General features: G+C 60.2%; 18 protein-coding genes and 2 pseudogenes. 12 read left to right on the top strand and 8 right to left on the bottom strand.

Translation table 11 applies throughout. The features are described 5' to 3' along the window. Nucleotides 1-46 precede the first annotated feature (46 nt). The gene (gene mapR, locus ACA058_RS14530) at nt 47-1,456 is read left to right on the top strand and encodes a GntR family transcriptional regulator MpaR (protein WP_497639687.1); all 1,410 of its coding nucleotides are present in this window, start codon (nt 47-49) and stop codon (nt 1,454-1,456) included. Nucleotides 1,457-1,579: 123 nt separating this feature from the next. Here mapR and ACA058_RS14525 read toward each other — a convergent pair whose 3' ends face one another. The 8 genes from ACA058_RS14525 to ACA058_RS14490 all read right to left on the bottom strand — a co-directional run bounded on the left by ACA058_RS14525 (nt 1,580) and on the right by ACA058_RS14490 (nt 15,937). After that, complete coding sequence (locus ACA058_RS14525) at nt 1,580-2,326, bottom strand: SDR family oxidoreductase (protein ID WP_497639686.1); 747 nt, start codon at nt 2,324-2,326, stop codon at nt 1,580-1,582. 91 nt (nt 2,327-2,417) lie between these two features. Then, nucleotides 2,418-4,499, bottom strand: a complete 2,082-nt coding sequence (locus tag ACA058_RS14520; protein WP_497639685.1) for a putative bifunctional diguanylate cyclase/phosphodiesterase — start codon at nt 4,497-4,499, stop codon at nt 2,418-2,420. 285 nt (nt 4,500-4,784) lie between these two features. Continuing rightward, nucleotides 4,785-6,266, bottom strand: a complete 1,482-nt coding sequence (locus ACA058_RS14515) for an efflux transporter outer membrane subunit (protein ID WP_497639684.1) — start codon at nt 6,264-6,266, stop codon at nt 4,785-4,787. Further along, a complete protein-coding gene (locus ACA058_RS14510; RefSeq protein ID WP_497639683.1) occupies nt 6,263-9,370 on the bottom strand; it encodes an efflux RND transporter permease subunit in 3,108 nt (1,035 codons plus the stop codon). The genes ACA058_RS14515 and ACA058_RS14510 overlap by 4 nt, the downstream gene beginning before the upstream one ends. Further along, entirely contained in the window at nt 9,367-12,471 is a 3,105-nt protein-coding gene (locus ACA058_RS14505) for an MdtB/MuxB family multidrug efflux RND transporter permease subunit (protein ID WP_497639682.1), read from the bottom strand. The genes ACA058_RS14510 and ACA058_RS14505 overlap by 4 nt, the downstream gene beginning before the upstream one ends. After that, nucleotides 12,468-13,784 carry an MdtA/MuxA family multidrug efflux RND transporter periplasmic adaptor subunit gene (locus ACA058_RS14500; RefSeq protein ID WP_497639681.1) on the bottom strand — a complete coding sequence of 439 codons (1,317 nt, stop codon included), beginning with the start codon at nt 13,782-13,784 and terminating at the stop codon, nt 12,468-12,470. The genes ACA058_RS14505 and ACA058_RS14500 overlap by 4 nt, the downstream gene beginning before the upstream one ends. Before the next feature lie 178 nt (nt 13,785-13,962). Further along, the gene (gene tpx, locus ACA058_RS14495; RefSeq protein ID WP_056855499.1) at nt 13,963-14,463 is read right to left on the bottom strand and encodes a thiol peroxidase; all 501 of its coding nucleotides are present in this window, start codon (nt 14,461-14,463) and stop codon (nt 13,963-13,965) included. Nucleotides 14,464-14,677: 214 nt separating this feature from the next. Next, a complete protein-coding gene (locus ACA058_RS14490; protein WP_497635083.1) occupies nt 14,678-15,937 on the bottom strand; it encodes an IS256 family transposase in 1,260 nt (419 codons plus the stop codon). A gap of 236 nt (nt 15,938-16,173) precedes the next feature. Here ACA058_RS14490 and ACA058_RS14485 point away from each other — a divergent pair, with 236 nt between their 5' ends. The 11 genes and pseudogenes from ACA058_RS14485 to ACA058_RS14435 all read left to right on the top strand — a co-directional run bounded on the left by ACA058_RS14485 (nt 16,174) and on the right by ACA058_RS14435 (nt 25,582). Then, nucleotides 16,174-16,599, top strand: coding sequence for a YciI family protein (locus tag ACA058_RS14485; protein WP_497639680.1), 426 nt, complete (start codon nt 16,174-16,176; stop codon nt 16,597-16,599). A gap of 174 nt (nt 16,600-16,773) precedes the next feature. Next, nucleotides 16,774-17,817 carry an RHS repeat-associated core domain-containing protein gene (locus ACA058_RS14480; protein ID WP_497639679.1) on the top strand — a complete coding sequence of 348 codons (1,044 nt, stop codon included), beginning with the start codon at nt 16,774-16,776 and terminating at the stop codon, nt 17,815-17,817. Nucleotides 17,818-18,194: 377 nt separating this feature from the next. Next, nucleotides 18,195-18,473, top strand: coding sequence for a DUF6124 family protein (locus tag ACA058_RS14475; RefSeq protein ID WP_497639677.1), 279 nt, complete (start codon nt 18,195-18,197; stop codon nt 18,471-18,473). A 286-nt stretch (nt 18,474-18,759) separates the two neighbouring features. After that, a complete protein-coding gene (locus tag ACA058_RS14470) occupies nt 18,760-19,551 on the top strand; it encodes a hypothetical protein (RefSeq protein WP_497639676.1) in 792 nt (263 codons plus the stop codon). Nucleotides 19,552-19,563: 12 nt separating this feature from the next. Further along, nucleotides 19,564-21,015 carry a DUF1254 domain-containing protein gene (locus tag ACA058_RS14465; RefSeq protein ID WP_497639675.1) on the top strand — a complete coding sequence of 484 codons (1,452 nt, stop codon included), beginning with the start codon at nt 19,564-19,566 and terminating at the stop codon, nt 21,013-21,015. Between the two features lie 3 nt (nt 21,016-21,018). Further along, nucleotides 21,019-21,129, top strand: a pseudogene (locus tag ACA058_RS14460) (DUF1214 domain-containing protein); the annotation flags it as partial. A 12-nt stretch (nt 21,130-21,141) separates the two neighbouring features. Beyond that, complete coding sequence (locus ACA058_RS14455; protein ID WP_497639674.1) at nt 21,142-22,089, top strand: SphA family protein; 948 nt, start codon at nt 21,142-21,144, stop codon at nt 22,087-22,089. An 8-nt stretch (nt 22,090-22,097) separates the two neighbouring features. Further along, nucleotides 22,098-23,078 (top strand): AAA family ATPase, encoded by a 981-nt coding sequence (locus tag ACA058_RS14450; protein ID WP_497639673.1) that lies wholly within the window; start codon nt 22,098-22,100, stop codon nt 23,076-23,078. Further along, nucleotides 23,078-24,022, top strand: coding sequence for a DUF58 domain-containing protein (locus ACA058_RS14445; protein ID WP_497639672.1), 945 nt, complete (start codon nt 23,078-23,080; stop codon nt 24,020-24,022). Before ACA058_RS14450 ends, ACA058_RS14445 begins: the two co-directional genes overlap by 1 nt. After that, nucleotides 24,019-24,603: a DUF4381 domain-containing protein gene (locus ACA058_RS14440; protein WP_497639671.1), complete on the top strand. Its 585-nt coding sequence runs from the start codon at nt 24,019-24,021 to the stop codon at nt 24,601-24,603. The genes ACA058_RS14445 and ACA058_RS14440 overlap by 4 nt, the downstream gene beginning before the upstream one ends. Further along, nucleotides 24,590-25,582, top strand: a pseudogene (locus ACA058_RS14435) (vWA domain-containing protein). The gene ACA058_RS14440 and the pseudogene ACA058_RS14435 overlap by 14 nt, the downstream one beginning before the upstream one ends. The last annotated feature ends 1 nt before the right edge of the window (nt 25,583 follow it).

Below are 25,583 nucleotides of genomic sequence, written 5' to 3'. Positions count from 1 at the left end.
AAGAAGACGACCCGGTCTACCAGAATGCAATCAATTCGGACCCAAGATGAAACGCTACGAAAAATTCGCCGACGACATCGCTGAACTGATCCGCACCGGCGTTCTCGGGCCCGGCCAGCGCGTGCCGTCGGTGCGCTACGCCAGCCAGACCTATGGGGTCAGCCCGTCCACGGTGTTCCAGGCGTATTACCTGCTTGAGCGTCGCGGTCTGATTCGCGCCCGACCGCGCTCCGGCTACTTCGTCAACGCCCATGCACCACGGCCGTTTTCCGAGCCGGTGATCAGCAGCCAGGTCAATGAATCCACCGAAGTCGACGTCAGCGAACTGGTGTTCTCGGTCCTCGAATCGATCAAGGACCCGAACACCGTAGCCTTCGGCTCGGCATTCCCCAGCCCGACCCTGTTTCCGCTGCAACGCCTGTCGCGATCGCTGGCCAGTGCCAGCCGCGAGATGGATCCGCGCATGGTGGTCACCGACATGTCGCCGGGTAACCCGCAACTGCGCCGGCAAATTGCCCTGCGCTACATGGTCGGCGGCTTGATGCTGCCCATGGAAGAGTTGCTGATCACCAACGGCGCGCTGGAAGCGCTGAACCTGTGCCTGCAAGCCGTGACGCAACCCGGCGACCTGGTGGCCATCGAAGCCCCGGCGTTCTACGCCTGCCTGCAAGTGCTGGAACGCTTGAAACTCAAGGCCGTGGAAATCCCCGTGCACCCGCGCGACGGCATCGACCTCGGCGTGCTCGCGCAAACCCTGGAACGCCACCCGATCAAGGCCTGCTGGTGCATGACCAGCTTCCAGAACCCCATGGGCGCGACCATGCCCGAAGCGAAAAAACGCGAACTGGTGCAATTGCTGCGCGTCCATCAGGTGCCGTTGATCGAAGACGATGTTTACGCCGAACTCTATTACGGTCAACAGGCGCCCAAACCTGCAAAGGCGTTCGATACCGAAGGATTGGTGATGCACTGTGGCTCTTTCGCCAAGAGCCTGGCTCCGGGTTACCGCATTGGTTGGGTGGCTGCCGGGCGTTATGCGCAGAAAATCGAACGCCTGAAACTGATGACGTCCCTTTGCGCGTCGATGCCCGCCCAGGCCGCGATTGCCGATTACCTGCAGCACGGCGGTTATGACCGTCATTTGCGCAGACTGCGTTATGCCCTGGAGGAACAGCAAAGCGCCATGCTGTCGGCCATTGCCCGCTATTTCCCGGCGCAAACCCGCGTCAGCCAACCAGCTGGCGGCTACTTCCTTTGGCTGGAATTACCCGAGCAGATGGATTCGTTGAAGTTGTTCCAGATGGCGCTGGCGCAGGGGATCAGCATTGCGCCGGGGCCGATTTTTTCGCCGACGCAGCGTTTCAGGAATTGCATTCGGTTGAATTATGGAAGCCCCTGGGATGAGGCGGCGGAGAAGGCGATGGAGACGTTGGGCCGGATTGTGCGGTCGTTCTGAAGTTTTTGTGTTGTTTGATAGACCGCTTTCGCGAGCAGGCTCGCTCCCACAGGGTTACGCGGTCACCTGTGGGAGCGAGCCTGCTCGCGAAGGGGTCCGATTCAACGATGCAAATCTGAAGCTCTAACGCCCGCCACCCAAATCAACAAAAGTCCCGGTTGCATAAGAAGCCTTGTCGGACAACAACCACACAATCGCCTCCGCCACTTCATCCGGCCGCCCGCCGCGTGCCATCGGAATCGCCGATTCCAGCTTGCTGATCCGATCCGGATCACCGCTCAGTGCATGGAAATCGGTGTAGATATAGCCCGGACGCACGGCGTTCACCCGAATCCCCTCACCCGCCACTTCCTTGGACAGGCCAATGGTGAAGGTGTCGAGCGCCCCCTTGGAGGCTGCGTAGTCGACGTACTCATTAGGTGAGCCCAATCGCGCGGCGACCGAGGATACGTTGACAATGCTGCCGCCCTGCCCGCCGTGTTTGGGCGACATGCGCAAGATGGCGTGTTTGGCGCAGAGTACTGGCGCCAACACATTGGTCTTGAGGATTTTGAGGATGCGGAATTCGGACATTTCGTCGACCCGGGATTTTTGCCCGACGGTGCCGGCGTTGTTCACCAGCGCCGTGACTCGACCCAGCTCGCTGTCCACCCGGTTGAACAAGGCGACGACTTCGTCTTCGATGCTGACGTCGGCGCGCACGGCGATGGCTTGGGCACCCAAGGCGCGGACCTGGTCCAGCACCGTTTGCGCCGCCTGTTCATCAGCCAGGTAGTTGATGCAGATCCGATAGCCTTGTTTAGCGGCCAACAGCGCAGTAGCGGCACCGATACCGCGACTTCCACCGGTGATGACGATGACTTTGTCCATGCAAACTTCCCTCTTTCAAGCCTATGCAGTCGGGGGGAAGAATAACCGCCATTGGCGGATTTTGCATGGGACCGTCATCGGTCCCGTCAGATCAAGCCAACGCCAATTGCTCGGAGCGGTGAATTTCTTTCATGAAGCGTTCGGCCGGCAACGGGTGCCCCAGCAGATAGCCCTGCAACGAATCGCAACCGAGCTGGGTCAGGAAGTCCTGCTGCGAGCCCGTTTCCACGCCTTCGGCGACGATCCGCAAGCCCAGTGCCTGGCCGAGGGCGACAATGGCTGAAACGATGGCGGCGTCATCGCTGTCACGTTCCAGGTCACGCACGAAACCACGGTCGATTTTCAGCTCGTTGGCTGGCAGGCGCTTGAGGTACATCAAGCTCGAGTAGCCGGTACCAAAGTCATCGATGGACAGGTCAACACCCATATCCGACAGCTCCTGCAGCACCGTCATACTTGCATCGGCATCGCTCATGGCCGTGGTCTCAGTGATTTCCAGGGTCAGGCTGTTGGCCGGCAAATGGTGGGTGGCCAGCGCCTTGGCGACGCTCTGCACCAGGCCTACGTGGCAGAACTGCAAGGCCGAGAGGTTAACCGCGATGCGCCAGTCGGTGTAGCCGAGCACATACCATTCGCGCATTTGGCGGCAGGCTTCGTTGAGGACCCATTCGCCGATGGGAATGATCAGCCCGGTCTTCTCCGCCAGCTCGATGAATTTGTCCGGCAGCAGCATGCCCTGGGTCGGATGCTCCCAGCGTAACAACGCTTCGGCCCCCAACGGACGGCCGTTGTTGGCATCGAATTTGGGCTGGTAGTGCAGGCTGAACTCGTTCTGGTCCACGGCATTGCGCAGGTCTTGCAGCAATTGCAGCTGCTTGCGCGCGTTGCTGTTCATCGAGGCATCGAAGAAGCTGTAACCGTTCTTGCCCGTACCCTTGGCGTGATACATCGCCGCATCGGCGTTCATCAGCAATTCCTGAGCGGTCTGGCCATTGCCCGGATACAGGGCGATGCCGACGCTGGCGGAGATCTGCAAATCATGTTCGGCCACCCGGAATGAACGGGCGATCAAGCTAACTTGTCGGGCTGCGAGGTTCATCGCGTCGTCCGGCTCGCTCAATTGCACCAGCAGCACGAACTCATCGCCTCCGATGCGCGCCAGGGTGTCCTGGCCACGCAAGTCTTCACGCAGGCGCAGGCTGACTTCACGCAGCAACTGGTCGCCCATATGGTGACCGAAGGCGTCATTGACCGGTTTGAAGCCATCGAGATCGATGAACATCAACGCCACACAACCACCCTCGGTGTCGACCCTGGACATCCCCTGATCGATGCGGTCGGCCAGCAACACCCGATTCGGCAGGCCGGTCAGCGTGTCGTGCAAGGCCAGTTGGGTCAGTTCGCGGTTGGCTTCGGTCAGCGACTGGGCAAGGTTGGAGGTTCGGGCTTCCAGGCGCGCATCGAGGATCGAGGTCAGCAAGGCGATGCTCAATACCGCCAGGGTGGTGATCAGTACCAGGTTATCGAGGCCGTTGCCGCTCAGACCGTTGACGGCTGCGCCGCAAAAACTGCCAGGGGGGAATTGCGCGGCGGCCATGCCGGTGTAGTGCATGCCGACGATGGCCATGCCCATGATCACCGCCGCGCCACCGCGGATCAGGCGTACATAAGGCGTGTGCTGGCGCAGGCGGAAGGCAATCCAGAGTGCAGCGCCGGAGGCGCCAACCGCAATGAACAACGATGCGCTGAACAGCGTCGGGTCGTAATCGATACCCGGCTGCATGCGCATGGCCGCCATGCCCGTGTAATGCATGGCACTGATCCCGGCGCCCATGACCAGCGCACCGAGCGCCAGCTGCCAGGCCGGTAACTGCGCGTGACTGACCAGCCACAGGGCGAAGCCGCACGACAGGATGCCGATCAACAGCGACAGCAAGGTGATGGAGAGGTCGTAACCCAGGTCGATGGGCAGCTTGAATGCGAGCATGCCGATGAAATGCATCGACCACACACCGACACCCATGGCAAACGCACCGCCAGCCGTCCAGCAATGCACCGCCCGGCCCTTGGCCGTGGCAATGCGCCCGGTCAGGTCAAGTGCGGTGTATGACGCGAGGATTGCCACACAGAGCGAAATGATGACCAGCGTTGGGGAATAACTACCGATGAGCATGGAGGTGTCTCGCAATCACCCCCGTACTGCTTCCATTCTCGGAGGTGTAAATGCGGCGATTGTACTGATTCCAAATGAGAACGCACTCACAAAATGAGCAAAAGGCCAGCAACTCGTTGAAACGCTTGTTTTAAGGTTTTACTTTAACTCCATCGAACCGAACTGGCACCTGTAGGAGCGAGCATGCGCGCGATGGTCGTTAACAATGACGCGGGCATCCAGACAATCCGCGTTATCGTTGACGACCATCGCGAGCATGCTCGCTCCTACAGTGAGGGTCGGTGATCAGTGGGTATCGCCCACCTGAAGTTGCCCATCCCAGCCACCGCCCAGTGCCGCAATCAACTGCACACTGGCGATCAAGCGGCTCTGCATCAGGTCCAGGGTGCTGCGTTCATTGCTCAATGCCGCGGCCTGGACCACCACCACATCCAGGTAGGCGATCACCCCCGCCTTGTACTGGTTCTGGGTCAGGCGCAACGACTCACGGGCCGCGTCCAGTGCCTGTTGTCGCACCACGGCTTCGTCTTGCAGCACCTTGAGCTGGACCAGATAGTTCTCCACCTCGCGGAAGCCGTCGAGTACGGTCTGGCGGTACTTGGCCACGGTTTCGTCGTAGGCCGCTTCGCTGCGGTCCACCTCTGCCGAACGCTGCCCACCGTCGAACAAGGTCATGGCCAGTTGCGGGCCGACCGACCAGAATCGATTCGGCAGGCTGAACAGGTCTTTCGACGTGCTGCTGCTGTAGCCACCGTTCAGACTCAGGGTCAGGTCCGGGTAATAAGCGGCCTTGGCCACGCCGATGTTGGCGTTGGCGGCGATGACTGAGCGTTCTGCCGAGGCAATGTCAGGGCGGCGTTCCAGCAATTGCGAAGGCAGGCTCAGTGGCACCTCTGGCAAGGCCGGGATGCTCTGCGTTTCCGCCAGGCTGAATTCGGCCGGTGGCAAGCCGATCAGCACGGCGATGGCGTTTTCGAACTGGGCGCGTTGCCAGATCAGATCGACCATGTCCGCCTCGGTGCCCTTGAGTTGCGTCTGGGCCTGGGCCACCGCGTCCTTGCCGGAAACCCCGGCGCGGTACTGGTTTTCGGTCATTTTCAGCGAGCGCTGGTAGGCCTCGACGGTCGCTTCCAATAAGCGTTTCTGCTCATCGATCACCCGCAATTGCAGGTAGTTCTGCACCAGTTCCGATTGCTGGCTCAGGCGCATCGCCGCCAGGTCGGCAAAACTCGCTTGGGCATTGGCGGTGTCGGCTTCAAGACCGCGGCGCAATTTGCCCCAGACATCCGCCTCCCAACTGACCCCCGCCTGGGCGGTGTAGGTGTCGCGAATACCGCTGGACGAACTGGTCAGGCTGGAACTGCTGCTGCCGGTGCCCTGGCTGGAGCGGTTTTTCCCCAGGGTCAGGTCCACCGTCGGAAAAAACACGCCCCGGGCGCTGCGAACCAAGGCCTGGGCCTGGCGGTACTGGGCTTCGGACTGGGCAACGGTCTGGTTGGCGCTGTTGAGTTTCTCGATCAAGCCATTGAGTTGCTGATCGCCGTACAGCTCCCACCACGCACCGCGGGTCAGGGAATCGCTCGGGTTGGCCTGACGCCAGCCGGCCGCTTCCTTGTACTGCGCAGGCTCTGCAGTTTGCGGTCGCTGGTAATCCGGGCCAATGGCGCAGGCACTGAGCATCGCCACGCACAGCGACAGGCTCAGCAACCGCGAGCCGCGGGCGCTGATCAGTGGTGTAGCCAGGTTGAACAGCGATGGGTCAGTCATAGCGGAGTTTCCAGAGCAGCATCGGTACGCACCCCGCGCCAGCGGTTGAAGCGATGGCGCAGTTTATCGAGATAGAGGTAGACCACCGGGGTGGTGTAAAGGGTCAGCACCTGGCTGAAGATCAGCCCGCCGATGATGGTCAGGCCCAGCGGCTGGCGCATTTCCGCTCCTTCAGCGCGGCTCAGCAACAGCGGCAAGGCGCCGAGGATCGCGGCCAGGGTGGTCATCAGGATCGGCCGCAAACGTTGCAGGCAGGCGTTGCGAATCGACTCCAGCGGTGCCATGCCCTGATGGCGCTCGAGCTGCAACGCCAGGTCGATCATCAGGATGGCGTTCTTCTTCACCACGCCGATCAGCAGGAACAGGCCGAGCAACGAGATCAGGCTGAACTCACCGCCCAGGGCATAAATCGAGAGCAATGCGCCGACACCCGCCGAAGGCAAGGTCGAGAGAATGGTCAGCGGATGAATGTAGCTTTCATACAGCACGCCCAGCACCAGGTACACCGCCACCAGCGCGCCAAGGATCATCCACGGCTGGCTCTTCTGGGTCGCGGCGAAGGCGTCGGCGGTGCCCGCCATTTTCGCGATGACGTCCTCCGGCAGGCCCACGGAGGCAATCGCCCGCTCGATGGCGGCGCTGCCCTGCTCCACGGTCACGCCTTCGGCCATGTCGAAGGCAATGCTTTCAGAGGCGAACTGGCCTTCATGGCTGACCCGATCGTCTGCCAGGCTGTTCTCGTAGTGGGCGATGGTCGACAGCGGGATCCGCGCGCCGTCCGCCGTGATCACCTGCACCTGCTGGAGCGTGATCGGGTCCTGGGCGTACTTCGGATTGACCTCCATCACCACCTGATACTGGTTGAGGCTGTCGTAGATGGTCGAAATCTGCCGCTGGGCGTAGGCGTTGTTGAGCACCGCCGTGACCATGTCCATGTCCACGCCCAGGCGCTTGGCCTGGTCGCGGTCGACGATCAGCGTCACCTGCTGGGCGCCCCGGCCTTCCCGGGCATCGATCGCGGTCAGTTCCGGCAGCGCCTTGAGTGCGGTCACCACTTTCGGATACCACTCGCGCAGCGCTCCCAGGTCACCGCTTTGCAGGATGTAGGAATACTGCGACGAGGTCTGTTCGCGGCCACCGCCAAACTGCAGGTCCTGGTCGGCCATCAGCATCAGTTGCGCGCCGGCGACCTTGGGCATTTCCTTGCGCAGGCGTTCGATGACTTTTTGCGCGGAAATACTGCGCTCCTTGATCGGTTTCAGGCGCACCAGCATGAACGCGTTGTTGGTGCCGTTGCTGCCACCGATGAAACCGGCGACGCTTTCCACCGCTTCGTCCTTGAGCACGGCGCGGCGAAAGATCTCCATTTTCGGCTGCATCACGGTGAACGACAGAGCGTCGTCGCCACGCACGAACCCGATCAACTGGCCGGTATCTTGCTGTGGAAGAAATGTTTTAGGAACAACAATATACAGCGCAATATTCACGCCGATTGTCACGAACAAGCTGAGCAGTGTCAGGCGCCGATGGCGCAGCACCCAATCGAGGCTGGTGGCGTATTTGCCGACCATCCATTCGTTGGCCCGCTGACTCCAGCACTGCAGGCGGTTTTCCTGGCCCGGCGTGTGCGGCTTGAGCCAGCGGGCACAGAGCATCGGCGTCAACGTCAGCGAGACCACCAGCGACACCACGATGGCCGCCGCCAGGGTAATAGAGAATTCGCGGAACAGGCTCTCGATGATCCCGCCCATGAACAGGATCGACAGGAACACCGCCACCAGCGAAACGTTCATCGACAGCAAGGTGAAGCCGACTTCCTGGGCGCCGAGGTACGCCGCCTTCATCGGTCGCACTCCCGCATCGATGTGCCGGGAGATGTTCTCCAGCACCACGATGGCATCGTCCACCACCAGCCCGGTGGCCAGGATCAACGCCATCAGCGACAGGTTGTTCAGCGAGAAACCGTAGAGGTACATCACGGCAAAGGTGCCGACCAGCGACACCGGCACCGCCAGGGTCGGGATCAGCGACGCGCGGAAGTTACCGAGGAACAGGAACACCACCAGGATCACCAGCGCCACGGCGACCAGCAAGGTCATTTCCGCTTCGTGCAGCGTGGCCTTGATCACCGGCGAGCGGTCCATGGCCAGGTTCAACTTGACGCTGGCCGGCAGCACGGCCTGCAACGCCGGCAACTGGGCCTTGATCTCATTGACTGTCTCGATGATATTGGCGCCGGCCTGGCGGTTGATCACCAGCAGTACCGCCGAATCGTCGTTGAAGAAACCGCTGTTGTAGCGGTCCTCGACGCCGTCGCTGACCTTGGCCACATCCTTGAGCCGCAGGGCTGCGCCGTCCGCGTAGTGGATGATCAGCGACTCGTAGTCCTTGGCTTTTTCCAGTTGATCGTTGGCCTGCACCTGCCACAGCCGCTGGCCGTCCTCCACCGAACCCTTGGGCCGGCGCACGTTGGCATTGGCAATGGTATTGCGCACATCATCCAGGGCCACGCCGTACTGGTTGAGCGCCTGGGGTTCGAGCTCGATGCGCACCGCTGGCAAGGAGCTGCCGCCGATCTGCACTTCGCCGACGCCCTGCACTTGCGACAGGCTCTGGGACAGGATGGTCGACGCCAGGTCATAGAGCTGGCCTTTTTCCAGCACGTCCGACGTCAGCGACAGCACCATGATCGGCGCCTGGGACGGGTTGACCTTCTTGTAGGTCGGCATGCTGCGCATCCCGCTGGGCAGCAGGTTGCGCGAGGCGTTGATCGCCGCCTGCACTTCCCTCGCCGCGCCGTTGATGTCGCGGTCCAGGTCGAATTGCAGGATGACCCGGGTCGAGCCCTGGCTGGAGCGGCTGCTCATGGTGTTGACTCCGGCGATGGCGCCGAAGGAACGCTCAAGCGGCGTGGCCACGGTGGAAGCCATGACTTCCGGGCTGGCGCCAGGCAGGCTGGCCTGGACCACAATCACCGGGAAGTCCATTTGCGGCAAGGGCGAGACCGGCAACAGGCCGAAGCTGACCCCGCCCAGCAACATTATCGCCAGGCTCAGCAGCATGGTCGCGACCGGGCGCTTGATGAAAGGTCCGGAGAGGTTCATGGCTGCTCTACCGCTTCCACTGGCTCAGGCTTGCGACCCCAGCGCCGACCCAGACGGTCGAAGTACAGGTAGATCACCGGCGTGGTGAACAGGGTCAGCACCTGACTCAACAGCAAGCCGCCGACCATCACCAGCCCCAGCGGTTGACGCAATTCCGCGCCGGAACCGGTGGCCAGCATCAATGGCACCGCGCCGAACAAGGCCGCCAGGGTGGTCATCAGGATCGGCCGGAAACGCAACAATGCCGCCTGATAGATCGCCGTTTCAGGGTCCATTCCCTGATTGCGTTCGGCGTCGAGGGCGAAGTCGATCATCATGATCGCGTTCTTCTTCACGATGCCGATCAGCAGGATGATGCCGATGATCGCGATCATCCCCAGGTCATTGCCACTGAGGATCAACGCCAGCAAGGCGCCGACCGCCGCCGAGGGCAAGGTCGAAAGAATGGTGATCGGGTGGATGTAGCTCTCGTAGAGCACGCCCAGCACGATGTACATGGTCACCACCGCCGCCAGAATCAGCAGCAAGGTGCTCGACAGCGACGCCTGGAACGCTTCGGCCGCGCCCTGGAACTGGGTCTGCACGCCGATCGGCATGCCGATGTCCTGCTGCACCTGCTCGATGATCTCTACCGCATGCCCCAGCGCCACGCCAGGGGCCAGGTTGAACGACATCATCACCGCCGGGAACTGGCCGATGTGGGTGATCGCCAGTTGCGCCTGGCGCTCTTCGATATGCGCCAGGCTCGACAGGCGCACCTGCCCGCCATCGGTGGTCTTGACGTGGATCTGGTCCAGCGCCTGCGGGCCGATCTTCTCGCCGGACTGCGATTGCAACACCACGCGGTATTGGCTGGCCTGGGTGTAGATGGTGGAAATTTGCCGCTGACCGAAGGCGTCGTACAGCGCGTCGGTGATGTTCGACACCGACACCCCGACCCGCGACGCGGCGTCGCGATCGATCACCAGATAGACCTGCAAGCCTTTATCCTGCAAGTCGCTGGCGACATCGGTCAGTTCCGGCCGCTGGGCCAGCGCTTCGACCAGACGTCCGCTCCACTGGCTGAGCAGCTCGGAATCCGGCGACGACATGCTGAACTGGTACTGCGTACGGCTGACCCGATCTTCGATGGTCAGGTCCTGCACCGGTTGCATGAACAGGCGAATGCCGACCAGTTTGTCCAGCTCCGGCTGCAAGCGAGCGATCACTTGCGTCGCGCTCAGGTCTCGGTTGCTGTGGGATTTGAGGTTGATCAGCAGTCGGCCGCTGTTGAGCGTCGAGTTGTCGCCATCGACGCCGATATAGGACGACAGGCTCTCGACCGCCGGGTCAGCCAGGATCACCTTGGCCAGTTCCTGCTGACGCTCGCTCATCGCTGCGAAGGAAATCGACTGCGGTGCCTCGGAAATGCCCTGGATCACCCCGGTATCCTGCACCGGGAAAAAGCCCTTGGGCACCACCATGTACAGCAACACCGTCAACGCCAGAGTGCCGATGGCCACCAGCAGCGTCAGGGGTTGATGTTTGAGAACCCACTTTAACTTGCGTCCGTAAGCCGCGATCATCCAATCAATTGCTGCGCCACTGGCCCGATAGAAACGGCCCTGTTCTTCTTCCTTTGGTTCACGTTTGAGCAACCGCGCGCACATCATCGGCGTCAGGGTCAGGGACACCACCAGGGAAATCAGGATCGCCACCGCCAGCGTGATGGCGAATTCGCGGAACAGCCGCCCCACCACGTCGGCCATGAACAGCAGCGGGATCAGCACGGCGATCAGCGACAGGGTCAGGGAGATCAGGGTGAAGCCGATCTGCTTAGCGCCCTTGAGCGCCGCGTTCAACGGACTGTCGCCCTCTTCAATGAATCGGGAAATGTTCTCCAGCATCACGATCGCATCGTCCACCACGAAGCCGGTTGCGATGGTCAGGGCCATCAGGGTCAGGTTGTTGACCGAAAAGCCCGCGAGGTACATCACGCCGAAGGTGCCGATCAGCGACAGCGGCACGGCCACCGACGGAATGATCGTGGCACTGGCCCGGCGCAGGAACAGGAAGGTGACCATCACCACCAGGGCGATGGCGATCAGCAGTTCGTGCTGTACGTCCGTGACCGAGGCGCGGATGGTCTGGGTGCGGTCGGTCAGCACCGTGACGTCAAGGCCGGCCGGCAGGTTGTCGGTGATGCTCGGCAGCAAGGCCTTGATCCGGTCTACCACTTCGATGACGTTGGCCCCGGGCTGACGCTGGATGTTCAGCAGCACCGCCTGGTTTTCGTTGGCCCATGCGGCCAGGCGCTCGTCTTCGGCACCGTCGACGATTTCCGCCACGTCCTTGAGCCGCAACGGCGCGCCATTGGCGTAGGCCAGGATCAGGTTGGCGTAGTCCTTGGGCGAGGTCAGTTGATCATTGGCATCGAGCATCGAGACCCGGGTCGGGCCGTCGAAGTTGCCCTTGGGCTGGTTGACGTTGGACGCACCAATCAGGGTGCGCACGTCCGCCAGGTTCAGGCCGTTGGCCGCCAGGGCTTCGGGGTTGACCTTGATCCGCACGGCCTGACGCTGGCCTCCGGCAATGCTGACCATGCCGACGCCGCTGATCTGGGCGATTTTCTGCGCCATGCGGGTGTCGACCAGGTCGTTGAGCTTGGGCAGCAGCATGGTTTTGGAGGTGATGGCCAGGGTCAGCACCGGCGTGTCGGCCGGGTTGACCTTGTTGTACACCGGCGGTGCCGGCAAATCCTTGGGCAACAGGTTGGTCGCGGCATTGATCGCGGCCTGCACCTGCTGTTCGGCGACGTCCATGTTGATGTCGAGGCTGAAACGCAGGGTCAACACGGAGGCGCCGCCGGAGCTGGTGGACGCCATCTGGGTCAGGCCGGGCATCTGCCCGAACTGGCGCTCGAGCGGCGCGGTCACGGCGCTGGTCATGACATCCGGGCTCGCGCCGGGATACAGGGTCATGACGCGAATAGTCGGGTAATCGACCTGAGGCAAGGCCGACACCGGCAGCAAGCGATAGGCGATCACGCCGGCCAGGATAATGGCCAGCATGCTCAGGGTAGTCGCTACCGGGCGAAGGATGAACAGCCGCGAGAGATTCATGCGCCGCCCTTTTTCGCCTTGTCCGCAGGCGCCGGCTCAGTGGTGTTGGTCGCCGATCCACCTTGCAGATGGCCAGCAGGACTGGTCGGCACTTGCTGCGGGTCGTTGACCACTTCCACGTCGCTGCCGTCTTTCAAGCGGTCGGTGCCCTCCAGTACCACGCGATCACCGGCGCTGAGGCCTTCGGTGACTACGGTGTTTTCGCCATCACTGGCGCCGATTTTCAACTGCCGAATCTTGACCTTCTTGTCGCCGTCCAGGGCATAGACGAACGTGCCGTTGGTGCCAAACTGGATCGCGGCCGATGGCGCAAGCACCACGCCTTTGAGGGTGTCCGCCAACAGGCGCACATTGACGAACTGATTGGGGAACAGCGCCTGGTCGCGGTTCTCGTAGCGCGCCTTGAATTTCAGGGTGCCGGTGGTGACGTCGATCTGGTTGTCCAGGCTCTGCAGAACGCCGGTGGCTTGCAGCTTGGTATCGCCGCGATCCCAGGCCTCGGCCGGAAGTTTGGCGCCGCTGCGATAGCGAGCCAGCACCACGTCGAGACTGTTTTCCGGCAGGGTGAAGGCGACGCTGATGGGCTGGGTCTGGGTGATGATCGCCAGCGCCGTGGTGTCGTTGGCCGCCACCAGGTTGCCGACGTCGAGCTGTCGCAGGCCGACGCGACCGGCGATTGGCGCACGGATTTTGGTGAACTCGAGATTGAGTTTGGCGTCGTTGACCGCCGCCTGATTGGTCTTGACCGTGCCCTGGAACTGACCGACCAGTGCTACGGCGGTGTCCAGGGTTTGCTTGGCGATACTGTCCTCGCGGTACAGGCCGGTATAACGCTCGACATCCACCTGGGCATTCTTCAACTGCGCCTGATTCTGCAGCAAGGTGCCTTCAGCCTGGAGCAAGGCGTTCTGGTAAGGACGTGGGTCAATTTCAGCCAGCAAATCGCCCGCCTTGACCATCTGCCCTTCCTCGAAAGAGATCTTGATCAGCTCGCCGCCGACGCGGCTGCGAACATTGATGGTGTTCAGCGCGGTCACCGTGCCCAGCGCCTTGTAGTACAGCGGGAAGTCACCCTTGACCGCCGACGCGACACGTACCGGAACCGGACCAGACGCGCCGCCGAAACCCGGACGCATCCCGCCCGCCTTGCCGGTGTGTCCGGCCACGGCTTTTTGTCCCGTGCCCTCTTTCGGCGCAGCGCTGCCGGGCCAGAATTTCCAGCACAGGGCGGCGATGACCAACAGGACAAGCAGGCCAAACAGCCAGCGACGAGGACTACGGGAAGCGGAGGATTGCATTGAGTGATCAACCATTGGGCGCGTGGGCTTGTTTTACATGAGGCTGAACGATAAGCACTGGCGGGTCTTAAGCAAAGCGCCTTTACCGGCAATTTACCTTCGGCTTACGTAACAGGAGATTTATCCAAGACACTGAAACACAAATGAAAACGGCCTGGACAGGGCCAGGCCGTTAACAATTGTAATGTTTTACTTATTTCAGAGCGGCGAGCGCTGCTTCGTAGTTCGGTTCTTCAGCGATTTCCTTGACCAGCTCGCTGTGCAACACGTTGTCGTTCTCGTCCAGAACCACCACGGCGCGGGCGGTCAGGCCTTTCAGCGGGCCGTCAGCGATGGCAACGCCGTAGTTCTCGATGAACTCGGCACCGCGCAGGGTCGACAGGTTCTGCACGTTTTCCAGGCCTTCGGCGCCGCAGAAGCGGGCCTGGGCGAACGGCAGGTCAGCGGAGATGCACAGCACCACGGTGTTGGCGACATCGTTGGCCTGGGCATTGAACTTGCGCACGGAAGTGGCGCAGGTCGGGGTGTCGACGCTTGGGAAGATGTTCAGCACTTTGCGCTTGCCGGCAAAGTCTTTCAGGGTGACGTCGGACAGATTGCCGGCAACCAGGGAAAAGGCTGGCGCCTTGGAACCGGCTTGAGGCAGTTGGCCGTTGACTTGAACCGGGTTGCCTTTAAGAGTGACTTGAGCCATGAACGGAGTCCTTCTGAACGTTGGTGTGAAGAATTTTGAAGAGGTCGAAGTTAACCACGAAATGGTCCGGTGACCTATGGGTGGATACAAATTGTCATGTGTCGGTGCACAAAAACGGCGCACGCCGCACTCCCCTGTAGGAGCTGCCGCAGGGAGAGTGTCAGATTTTTTGTGTGCGGGCCGGTAACAGCCTGCCGTAAGGCAGGCCTTCATTTCACCAAGTTGGCCTGATGAATCGATCTCCGTACAAAACCGCGAACTGATTCATTGCGTTCTTCCAGTCATGGGCCGGACTGCCCCAATTGGCGGTGATATTTTGCAGTGCCAGCCAGATCAGCTTTGTCGCCGCATCATCGGTTGGAAAATGTCCTCTTGTCTTGATGATCTTGCGCAACTGAGCATTGATGCTCTCGATGGCGTTGGTGGTGTAGATCACTTTTCGTATGGCTGGCGGGAAGATGAAAAACGGGATGACTCGGTCCCAGGCACGCCTCCAGGCAGCAGCCACCGTTGGATATTGTTTACCCCAAGGTCCAGATTCGAAGGCATCTAAAGCCTGCTCGGCAACTTCAGCGTTGAGTGCTTGATAAATCGGCTTCAGGGCTTTGGCCAGTTCGCGACGTTTATCCCAGGCCGCGTAATCAAGGCTGTTACGGATCAAGTGGACGATGCAGGTCTGCAGCGTCGTCTGAGGGAACACCGCACTCAAGGCTTCTGGCATGCCTTTGAGTCCGTCAGTGACAGCGATCAAAACGTCTTCGACGCCTCGAGTCTTGAGGTCATTGAAAACCTTCATCCAGAACTTGGCACCCTCGGTCGTTTCAATCCAGATGCCCAGAATATCTCGTGTACCGTCCGGCAATACGCCCAGGGCTAAGTAAATGGCCTTGTTGCGAACCACCCCCTCGTCACGGATTTTGACCCGCAGAGCATCGAAGAAAATGACTGGGTACATGGGTTCAAGTGGTCGCTGCTGCCAAGCACTGACCTCTTCCAGAACTGCATCGGTGACTGAGCTGATGAAGTCATGGGAGACATCTGTGCCGTATTGCTCCGATAGAAATGCACGAATCTCGCGCACGCTCATGCCGCGTGCATACATGGCAATAATCTTGTCATCGAAGCCGGTAAAGCGGCGCTCGTGCTTGGGGATCAGAATCGGAGCAAAGCTGCCATCGCGGTCTCTGGGGATGTCCAGGCGAAGCGGGCCGTCATCGGTCAGCACGGTCTTGCCGCTCTTACCATTACGCTGGTTGCTCGACTCCTCAGGGCGCTGCGCGCCCTGAGGGTAGCCAAGGTGGTGGCCGAGTTCGGCTCCCAAGGCTCGTTCAATCAGCGCCTTTTTGAACGCCATCGAAGCGTCCTGAATGGCTTCGGCACTCATCGGACCGTTCACGAACTGGTCGATCAGCTCTTTTGGAATGGATGGAAGGTCACGCTGGGCCTCGCGGGCCGGTTTCTTTTTGGTCGGCATACATGCACCTCTTCAACATGTTATGCCCGAACACAAAATTTATGACAGTCCCGGCGCAGGCTGCGATCTTTTGATCTTCGATGCCCCTTTCAAAAGCAACATCAAAAGATCGCAGCCTGCGGCAGCTCCTACAGGGATCGGTGGGGTATCCAGGAATTTGTTGCGGCACCGCTGTCGATTCAGCCGGCGATCATTCGACTATAAGTGAAGCATCCACATCCAGCGGAGACTACACCATGCGTTTCATGATCATCATCAAGGCCAGCCAGGACTCCGAAGCCGGCATCATGCCCAGCACCGAACTGCTGACCGCCATGGGCAACTACAACGAAGAACTGGCCAAGGCCGGCATCCTCCTCGCCGGCGAAGGCCTGCAGCCGAGCAGCAAAGGCGCCCGTGTGCGCTTCGCGGGCGACAAGCGCACGGTGATCGACGGCCCTTTCGCCGAAACCAAGGAATTGATCGCCGGTTACTGGCTATGGCAGGTGAAGTCCAAAGAAGAAGCCATCGAATGGGTCAAGCGCTGCCCCAACCCGATGCCGGGCACCGAAGCCGAGATCGAGATTCGTCAGGTGTTCGAGTTGGAGGATTTCGGCACGGAGCTAACGCCAGAGTTGCGTGAGCAGGAAGAGCGAGCGTTTGGGCAAGGGAAGAAGTGTTGAAATTGTAACTGCCAGCTCAAATCAACTGTATCGAGGGAGCAAGCTCCCGCGCCACAAAAAACATCGTCCACAGGGTTACGCCGCGAGAAGCAACCTATCAGTTCTGCTAGTAGACAGCTAAATCGCCGAGGATGAAGCTAAAGCCCTGCCCCAAAGGCTCCGGGAGTTCTTGCGATGCGCGAAATCATGCTTTGCCGTTACTCATACGATCCACTTGACCGGCTTGTCGGGACATTGCCGCTGACCGATAGCGTATCCAAGCGCTTTTACTGCAAGAACCTGCTGGTCACGGAGATTCAGGGCGCGTCGACGTACTCGATTTTCCAACACGAAGAACGACACCTAGCGCAGCAGCAGCGCGATGGCGAAGCGGTAAAGACCAGCTTGCTGGCAACCGATCAGCAACGCTCGGTGCTACTCGCCCTCAATCTGGATCGCCACCAACCCATTTCCTACTCCCCCTACGGACATCGCTCTGCTGACAGCGGTTTAATTAGCCTGCTTGGGTTCAATGGCGAGCGGCAGGACCCGGTAACTGGGTGTTATTTCTTGGGGAACGGTTATCGGATGTTCAATCCGGTATTGATGCGTTTTAACCGCCCGGACAGCTGGAGTCCTTTTGGGGATGGGGGGCTGAATCCCTATGCGTATTGTTTGGGCGACCCGATTAATCAAAGCGATCCGATGGGGCATAAGACGATTGCACAGATATTTCAAGCGCTAGTGCCACAATACCTAAAAAAAGGGACGGATTTCCTCGTTCAAAAAACGGTTTCAAAGGCGACCCGTTCTAGCGTTGACAGCGCGGCAAATCTCTCCGGGCAAACCGAAATAATTGCTACGAATAAAAGTAAGAAAATTGCCACAATGATAAGTGAAAGCGTTACATTAGAACGCACCTTAATACCAAAAAAAATCAAACCATTCACCTTATCAACCATAGATAACTCCACTGCGAAATTTATTGATCTAAAAAACAGTGGCTTGCCATTAGACGCTCAAGGCATACCCAAACCAATACGTCCTTTCAACGCAACCGATGCTTCTGGGCAAGAATATCTACGAACTGATTTTTTTGACGATGCAATAAGTTATTTTCATCATCAGGCTAACGGCACGGGAAGCGCGCAGCACAAAGAAATTATGGCGCGGAACGCAGGCATCGCATTCCTAAGAAGAGCGAAGTACATCCGAAAGTATGGACTCGACGACTATTGATTCCTCCGGGAGGATACCTGCGAGTAGCGGTAAAAGTGATGAGCAGTTTCAAAATGGAAGCTTCCGCGAGACTACAGCGCCTTGCAGCATTGCCTACAACTACGCCAGAATCCGCCGGCTTGTGCGCCTGGAGGGCCGTCGGTAACTTGATTCGCGTCACTGAACCTCAGTGATCGGGTTTAGTAGCCCGGCATGTTGCTTACGGTTGCATAGGTGTCATCCAGTCAGGCATTCGCCTGCATTTGATGGCGGTTGTGTGCATGGCATCTTTGGATGCGCCGGGTTTGGCAACGTACCGGTCTACTAACTTGCGCACAGCTGCCACCCTTTCGTTTAGTAGCGAATGGTTGCAGCCCTACTTGTAGAGGTACGTTGCCATGGTCCAATCGACACAAAATCCACCGGACACCGAGCCGGACGCCATCCCCGAATCCCCCCGTCAACCCAGCCACTTCTTCCTCATCGCCCCCGATATCGACAATCTCACCTTGCTGGAGTACGCGTGCGTGTCCCTGGCCTCGGCGAATATCATGACCAGTGATTTCGCAGCGACGCTGAAGGGGCCGCAGAGCCACACCCTGCTGGGGATTCAGCAGTCGATCATGCTGGGGGAGATGGCGGTGAATCGGGTGCTGGATAATCTTGACCCGCCTTAGCCACCACTTCCGCCTCGCCACAAAAAACGAAAAGCCCGCCATCGTGTTCATACCGATGGCGGGCCTTTCGTTTTCCAATCCCTTGATTTGCATTAACTTTTTAGTACACAAAAACATCGAAAAAGTTGTACAAAAAACCAAAGAATTAAACCCTTGGACTGGCTAACCCCCATTTAGCTGCTAGGTTCAAGAGACGTGTCCTACAGGCCTGATAGCAAAGAGACTACGTCGTAACGGCCGCCAAGTGCCGAGTTGTCCAAAGGAGCCACCAAGGAATCGGGGAATCATGCCAAACAAAATGGGGAACCACGCCTGTCTTTTAGTGGCTTCGCTTGCACCTTTCTTTTGCGCCCACGCGGACAACGCCGAGACCGCCAACAAAAGCAACAATCCGCTGAACTTCGCGCCAGGCATGAGCGCTCAGGACTACTACACCCCCAGGTACTACGACACCAATATCCACACCAATGACCTGCTGATACGCGGCACGCTGCCAATTGCGCCCAACGATTACATTGGCGTGCCGCAGTTAATACGTGCCACGGCACCGATCAGTACCCACCCGGACCCGAACAGTGGCTACAGCACCGGTGAAGGTGACCTGAACCTGTTCGATATTTTTCTGGTGAAGACCGAAGGCGTGCAGTTGGGCATCGGTCCGATGATAACCGCTCCTACTGCCGATCAGGGCGAACTCGGCACTGGCAAATGGCAAGGCGGTTTGGCCGCGGTCGCTATCGACTCTTCACCACGCGGCCTGTTGGGCGCGCTGGTTCAATACCAGAGTTCATTCGCCGGTGACCACGACCGGCCCAACGTCGAAAGCGCAACGATGCAGCCCTTCATCATCCATAACCTGGAAAAGGGCTGGTACCTGCGCTCCACCGGCATCTGGACTTTCGACCTGCAGAACGACACCCACTACATCCCACTCGGTTTGGGTGGCGGCAAAGTGTGGAAAGACGGGCCCAATATTCTCAACGCCTTCATCGAACCGCAATGGACCGTCGAGAAAAAAGGCGATGGCATGCCGCAATTCACGCTGTTCGTCGGCCTCAACGCCACCTTCGGTAAATAAGGAACTCCCCCTATGCACGGTGCCATTCGCGCAGCCGGTTTCAGCCTGATGACGATGTTCGTCAGTTGCGGGGTCGGTGCCCAGGAACTGGATACCCGGATCGGCCAGATAGCCATGGAAGGTGAGCTGCCGGCCCATGAATCCATCGCCAAACTCTATGCCGAACTGGATTTCCAGCAAGCCACCCAGAGTTACTTGTGGGCTTTGCCGCTGGTGTCTTACGCGCAATGGCAGGAAGAGTTCCGCGACAAGCTTGGTGCCCATAGTGGCGACCTGATGGTGCTCGACAGTTACGAAGACAAGCTCGGCGTCATCACCGCCAACGCCACCACGCCCTACATCCTTGGTTTCGTCGATCTCAATGAAACCGGTCCGCTGGTGATTGAGCTGCCTCCCGGCCCGACCGCAGGCGGTATTGGCGATTTCTGGCAACGCGCGATCATCGACATGGGCCAGACCGGCCCGGACAAAGGCAAGGGCGGCAAATACCTGGTGTTGCCACCAGGCGCCGAGCCACCGGCCGATGCTGGCAAGTATTACCTGGCCAAGTCGCAAACCATGAACGTGCTGGTCGGATTTCGCGTGCTCGATCCCGACCCGGCCAAGGGCAAGGCGTTGGTCGAGCAATTCAAGATGTACCCCTACGCCAAGCGCGCCGAACCTGGCCAGACCAAACTGCTCTCCCCCGGCGGCAAAGCCTGGTCCGGCACCCAGCCACGGGCAATGGCGTACTGGGAACGCTTGCACCAGATCATTCAGAAAGAACCGGTCAACGAACGTGATCGTTTTTACATGGCCATGCTTGCCAGCCTGGGCATCGAGAAGGACAAACCCTTCAACCCTGACGACAATCAACGCAAGGCCCTGGAGCAAGGTGCACAAATCGGCGAGCTGATCGCCAAGGCCAATACTTTCGCCAAGCGCTTCCCCGGCGCCCGGTACTGGCCGGACCGGCAGTGGGACACGGTGTTGAACATCACCGATCCTTCCCAGCGCGTTGCCTACTACGACCAATTGTGGGAACGCAGTGCCTGGTTCTACGAAGCAGTGACCAACACCAAAGGCATGGTTTCGAGAACTCCGGGGCTGGGCCAGACCTACCTCGGCGCCTATACCGATGCCAGGGGCAACTGGCTCGACGGCGCCAAGAGCTATCGCTTGCACGTCGGCGCCAACCCGCCAGCCAAGCAGTTCTGGTCGATGACCGTATACGACATCGACAGCCGCTGCCTGATCGACAACCCGCAGCGCAAGGCCGACCTGTCGTCGCGCCAGGATCTGCAAAAGAACGCTGATGGTTCGGTGGACCTGTACTTCGGTCCTACTGCGCCAAAAGGTTTCGAAGCTAACTGGGTGCAAACCCTGCCGGGCAAACACTGGTTCAGCTATTTCCGCCTGTATGCCCCGACCCTGGCCTATTTCGACAAGAGCTGGAAACTCGACGACATCACGGCCGTGGAATGACGCCCCAATGGGCCGTTCTATGGGGTGCTGCGCCTGTACCTGCCTAAACCGGAAGTTGCCAGCGGCCAATGGAAAATGCCGTTGCTGACACCCGTAAACCAACAAAACGAGTAAGTGGAGTCGTTCATGGTCAGGGCTTTTGTTGTACGTCCTTTGTTGGCCTTGTGCATGTTGGGCACCAGCCCGTTGTTACTGGCGGCAGAAGGCGGTGGCGGCCGGCCGATGACCGGCCTGCAGGTATTTTCGAATGCCGGGATCGTGCCCCCGGATCCGGGCTGGGCGGTGTCGTTGAGCACTTTCTGGTACGACGGCGATCTCAAGGGTAACGTCCAGGTGCCAATCGTTGGCGCCCTGAGTACCGGCCTGGACCTGAAAGTGTCCTACACCATGGCCAACTTCACCCATGTCTGGGATACCGGCAAGGGACGCTGGAACTACGCGTCTGCCATCGGCGTGCCGGTGCAGTACACCGACATTACCGCGAGCGTCACCGGCCCGCGCGGTAGAACCCTGGGCACCGAAGACACCGCAACCCAGTTTGCCGACATACTGGTGACGCCCATCGCCGCCGGCTACCATTTCGACGAGGTCAACCACCTCTCGCTCTCGCTGCCGATCTACGTGCCGACCGGCGCCTACAACGATGATCGCCTGGCCAATGCCGGCCAGAACAATTACACCTTCATGCCCACCGTGGCCTTCACCCACCTCTACAGTAAGGGCGGCGAGTTCACCGTGTCCGGGGGGCTTGAGTTCTACACCGAAAACGACGCCACGGATTACAAGAACGGCGACATCTTTACCCTTGATGCCCTGTGGACCCACGGCTTCGGCAACGGCTGGAACGCCGGTGTGGCGGCGGGCTACATCCAGCAGCTCACCGACGACAGCGGATCTGGCGCCAGCAGTGGCTTTCGCGGGCGTTCGGTGGGTGCCGGTCCGACGTTTGGCTGGCAGGGCAAATTCGCCGATGCCCAGGCCAATTTCAATGCTCGCTGGATCCCGGAGTTCGACACCAAGAACCGCCCCGAAGGCAACGGTTTTTCGATCAACCTTACGTTGGCGTTTTTCTAGGAGCAAGCATGAGCGCACTCAACGACCTCAACGCCCTTCAAGCCAGCATCGCCGAAGCGGTGCTGGGCCAGGACCAGGTGATTCGACAGATCCTCCTGGGCCTGCTGGCCAACGGTCACTTGCTGCTGGAAAGCCTGCCCGGCCTGGCCAAGACTCGTACGGTAAAAGCCCTGGCCAAGCACCTGGACGCGAAGATGAGCCGTATCCAGTTCACCCCGGATCTGTTGCCGTCCGACATTACCGGCGCCGAAGTGCTGCACCAGGTCGAAGGCAAAAACGAGATCCGCTTCCAGCCGGGGCCGCTGTTCGGCAACCTGATCCTGGCTGACGAAATCAACCGCGCCCCGGCCAAGGTCCAGGCCGCGTTGCTCGAAGCCATGGAAGAACGGCAGATCACCGTGGCCGGCAACAGCCGTGCGCTGCCGGAGCTGTTCATCGTGGTTGCGACGCAAAACCCGATTGAACAGGAAGGCACCTACCCGCTGCCGGAAGCGCAGATGGACCGGTTCCTGATGAAGGTGCTGCTGGATTATCCGAGCGCGGAAAACGAAAGCCAGGTGCTGCGCCTGTTGCGCGAGGAAGAACAGGCCCTCGGCGCCAAGACCGCCGCGGTGCAAGGCTTCGCCCTGGCCCAGGATGTGATTTTCGCCGCACGCAGGGAAGTCAGTGCGGTGCACGTGTCCCCGGCCATCGACCGCTACCTGATCGACCTGATCAACGCCACGCGCCACCCAGCCGACTACGACGCCGACCTCGGTCGCTGGATCGCCATCGGTGCCAGCCCGCGCGGCGGGATCGGCCTGGACCGTTGTGCCCGCGCCGATGCGTGGTTACAGGCCCAGGACTTCGTCTCGCCGGACAACGTGCGCGCCGTGCTGCACCCGGTGCTGCGCCATCGTCTGCAACTGAGCTATGACGCGGTGGCGGACGGCGTAACGGCCGATCAGGTGCTCGACCGTCTGCTCGACAAAGTCGCGATTCCCGCCTGATGTTTATGAAGAGTGTCGACGGCCTGGTCTACGTCTCTCTGGTGCAGTTGATGGCCCTGGAGTTCAAGGCGCGTGACCTGAGTTTTGCTGCCCGTCAGCCGCAAGGCAGCATCCTCGCCGGCAATCATGCGTCGCGCTTGCGTGGCCGTGGCCTGAATTTCGACGAGTTGCGCCGCTATCAACCAGGGGACGATTTGCATCACCTCGACTGGCGAGCGTCGCTGCGCACCGGCAAACCGGTGGTACGCACCTTCACCGAAGAGCGGGACCGTCCGGCGTTGATCCTGGTGGACCAACGCATGTCGATGTTTTTCGGCTCGCAACGCAGCTTCAAATCCGCCGTCGCCGCCGAACTCGGCGCCCTGGCGGCGTGGATGGTGTTCAACGCGGGAGATCGGGTCGGCGGGCTGGTGTTCAACGACCAACGCATCGACAGCATTGCCCCGCTGCGCAGTCGCAAACGTATCGAAGCGTTGTGCAGCCGCATCGCCCAACAGAACCAGGAACTGAATTCGGCCAACCCGGACGCCGAAGGCGAAGACCAGCTCGACAAAGTCTTGCAGCAGTGCCTGGCCGTGGCCGGCCACGATCATTTGATCTGCATCGTCAGCGACTTTGCCGGCGCCGGCGAGCGCACCTTGCAGCTGATGCGGCAGTTGGCGGCGCACAACGATGTGATCGCCATGCAGGTCTATGACCCATTGGCGCTTAACCTGCCCAAAAACGGCCGCCTGTTGATCACCCAAGGCCAGTTGCAGGTTGAACTGGCGGTGGAACGTCGTCAGGTGCACCAACCGTTGGGCGACTTTCTCAGCGGTCGGCTCAAGGATGTGGCCACGTTGCTGCGGCGCAGCCAGGTGCCGTTGATGATGTTCAGCACCGCCACCCAAGCGCACGAACAACTGCGAGCCGAGTTGGGCAAGCGCGCGGAAGCGCGGCGATGAACCCGAGTGTCCCGAGCATTGAGCAACTCAAGGAGATCTCACTGCCAGCGCCGGTCAGTTACGCGCCGCAGACCTGGGGCTGGTGGGTGTTGCTGGCGGTGTTTGTCGTGGCGGTTCTGCTGCTGAGTGCGCGGCGTTACCGGCAATGGCGGCGGGACCGTTATCGGCGTGAGGCGTTGGTGCGGTTGGCGCAGTTGCAAAAGCGCAGTGATGACCTGAATGCGTTGCGTGAATTGCCGGAATTGCTTAAGCGCGTAGCCCTCTCGATACCGAACACACACAGCCACTGTAGGAGCTGCCGAAGGCTGCGATCTTTTGGCGGCGGCAAGACCGCTGAAGATCAAAAGATCGCAGCCTTCGGCAGCTCCTACAGGGGAGTTGCTGTGGCGTTGGGTGGCGAGGATTGGCAGGCCTTTTTGCAGCGGCACAGTAAACAAGCCCTGCCCGCCAACTTCAGCCAACAACTGTCGCTGCTCGCTTATGCACCTGACGCGGTGTTGCGCGCCATGCCGAACGAGCAACGCCAGCAACTGTTCAACACCTGCAAACTCTGGGTGGAGCGTCATCATGTGGCAGCTTGATTACCCCTGGCTGTTGCTACTGCTGCCCTTGCCGTGGTTCGGTTATCGCTACCTGCCCGATTACCGTGAGGCACGCAGCGCCGTGCGCGTGCCGTTTTTCAGTGCCATGAGCCGCGCGGTCGGCCAGGCGCCGAGTCAGGCCGGCACGCGCACCAACCACTGGCAATTGCTGCTGAATCTGTTGGTGTGGGCACTGTTGCTGCTGGCGGCGGCCCGGCCGGTGTACGTGGAAAAACCCATCGAGCGCCAGCAACCGGTGCGCGACCTGATGCTGGCCATCGACATTTCCCAGTCCATGGAAACCACCGATTTCACCGACGCCAACGGCCAGAAGATCAATCGTCTGGCGGCGGTCAAGGAAGTCGTGCATGGCTTTATCGACAAGCGCAAAGAGGATCGCCTCGGCCTGATCGTGTTCGGCAGTGGCGCGTACCCGCAGGCGCCATTGACCCTCGATCACGCCAGTCTTTCGCTGTTGCTGGACGACAGCGGCATCGACATGGCCGGCCCGAACACGGCGATTGGCGATGCCATCGGCTTGAGCCTGAAACTGCTCGACCAGGCCCATGAGCAATAAAAAGTCGTCATCCTGCTCACCGACGGCAACGACACCAGCAGTGCGATCACCCCGGACCACGCGGCGCAAATGGCCGCGGCCAAAGGTGTGGTGATTCATACCATCGGCATCGGCGATCCTGATGCGTCCGGTGAGGCCAAGGTCAACTTGCAGGGCTTGCAGCAGATCGCCGCAGCCTCCGGTGGCAAGTTCTTCCGCGCCGAAGACCGCAATGCATTGGATCAGGTCTACAGCACCCTCGACAAGCTTACCCCGCATCAAGTGAAAACCCTCAGTCATCAGCCCAAACGAGACCTGTTCTGGTGGCCACTCGGAGCCGCGGTCGCCCTGCTTGCGCTCTACCACTTGTGCTCCATGCTGCGGACACGCTTGTCCATCGCTCGTCAGCGGCAGGAGGCTTGAG

Source organism: Pseudomonas sp. LBUM1649 (assembly GCF_059716155.1).
This window is presented reverse-complemented; position numbering and strand designations above follow the sequence as displayed.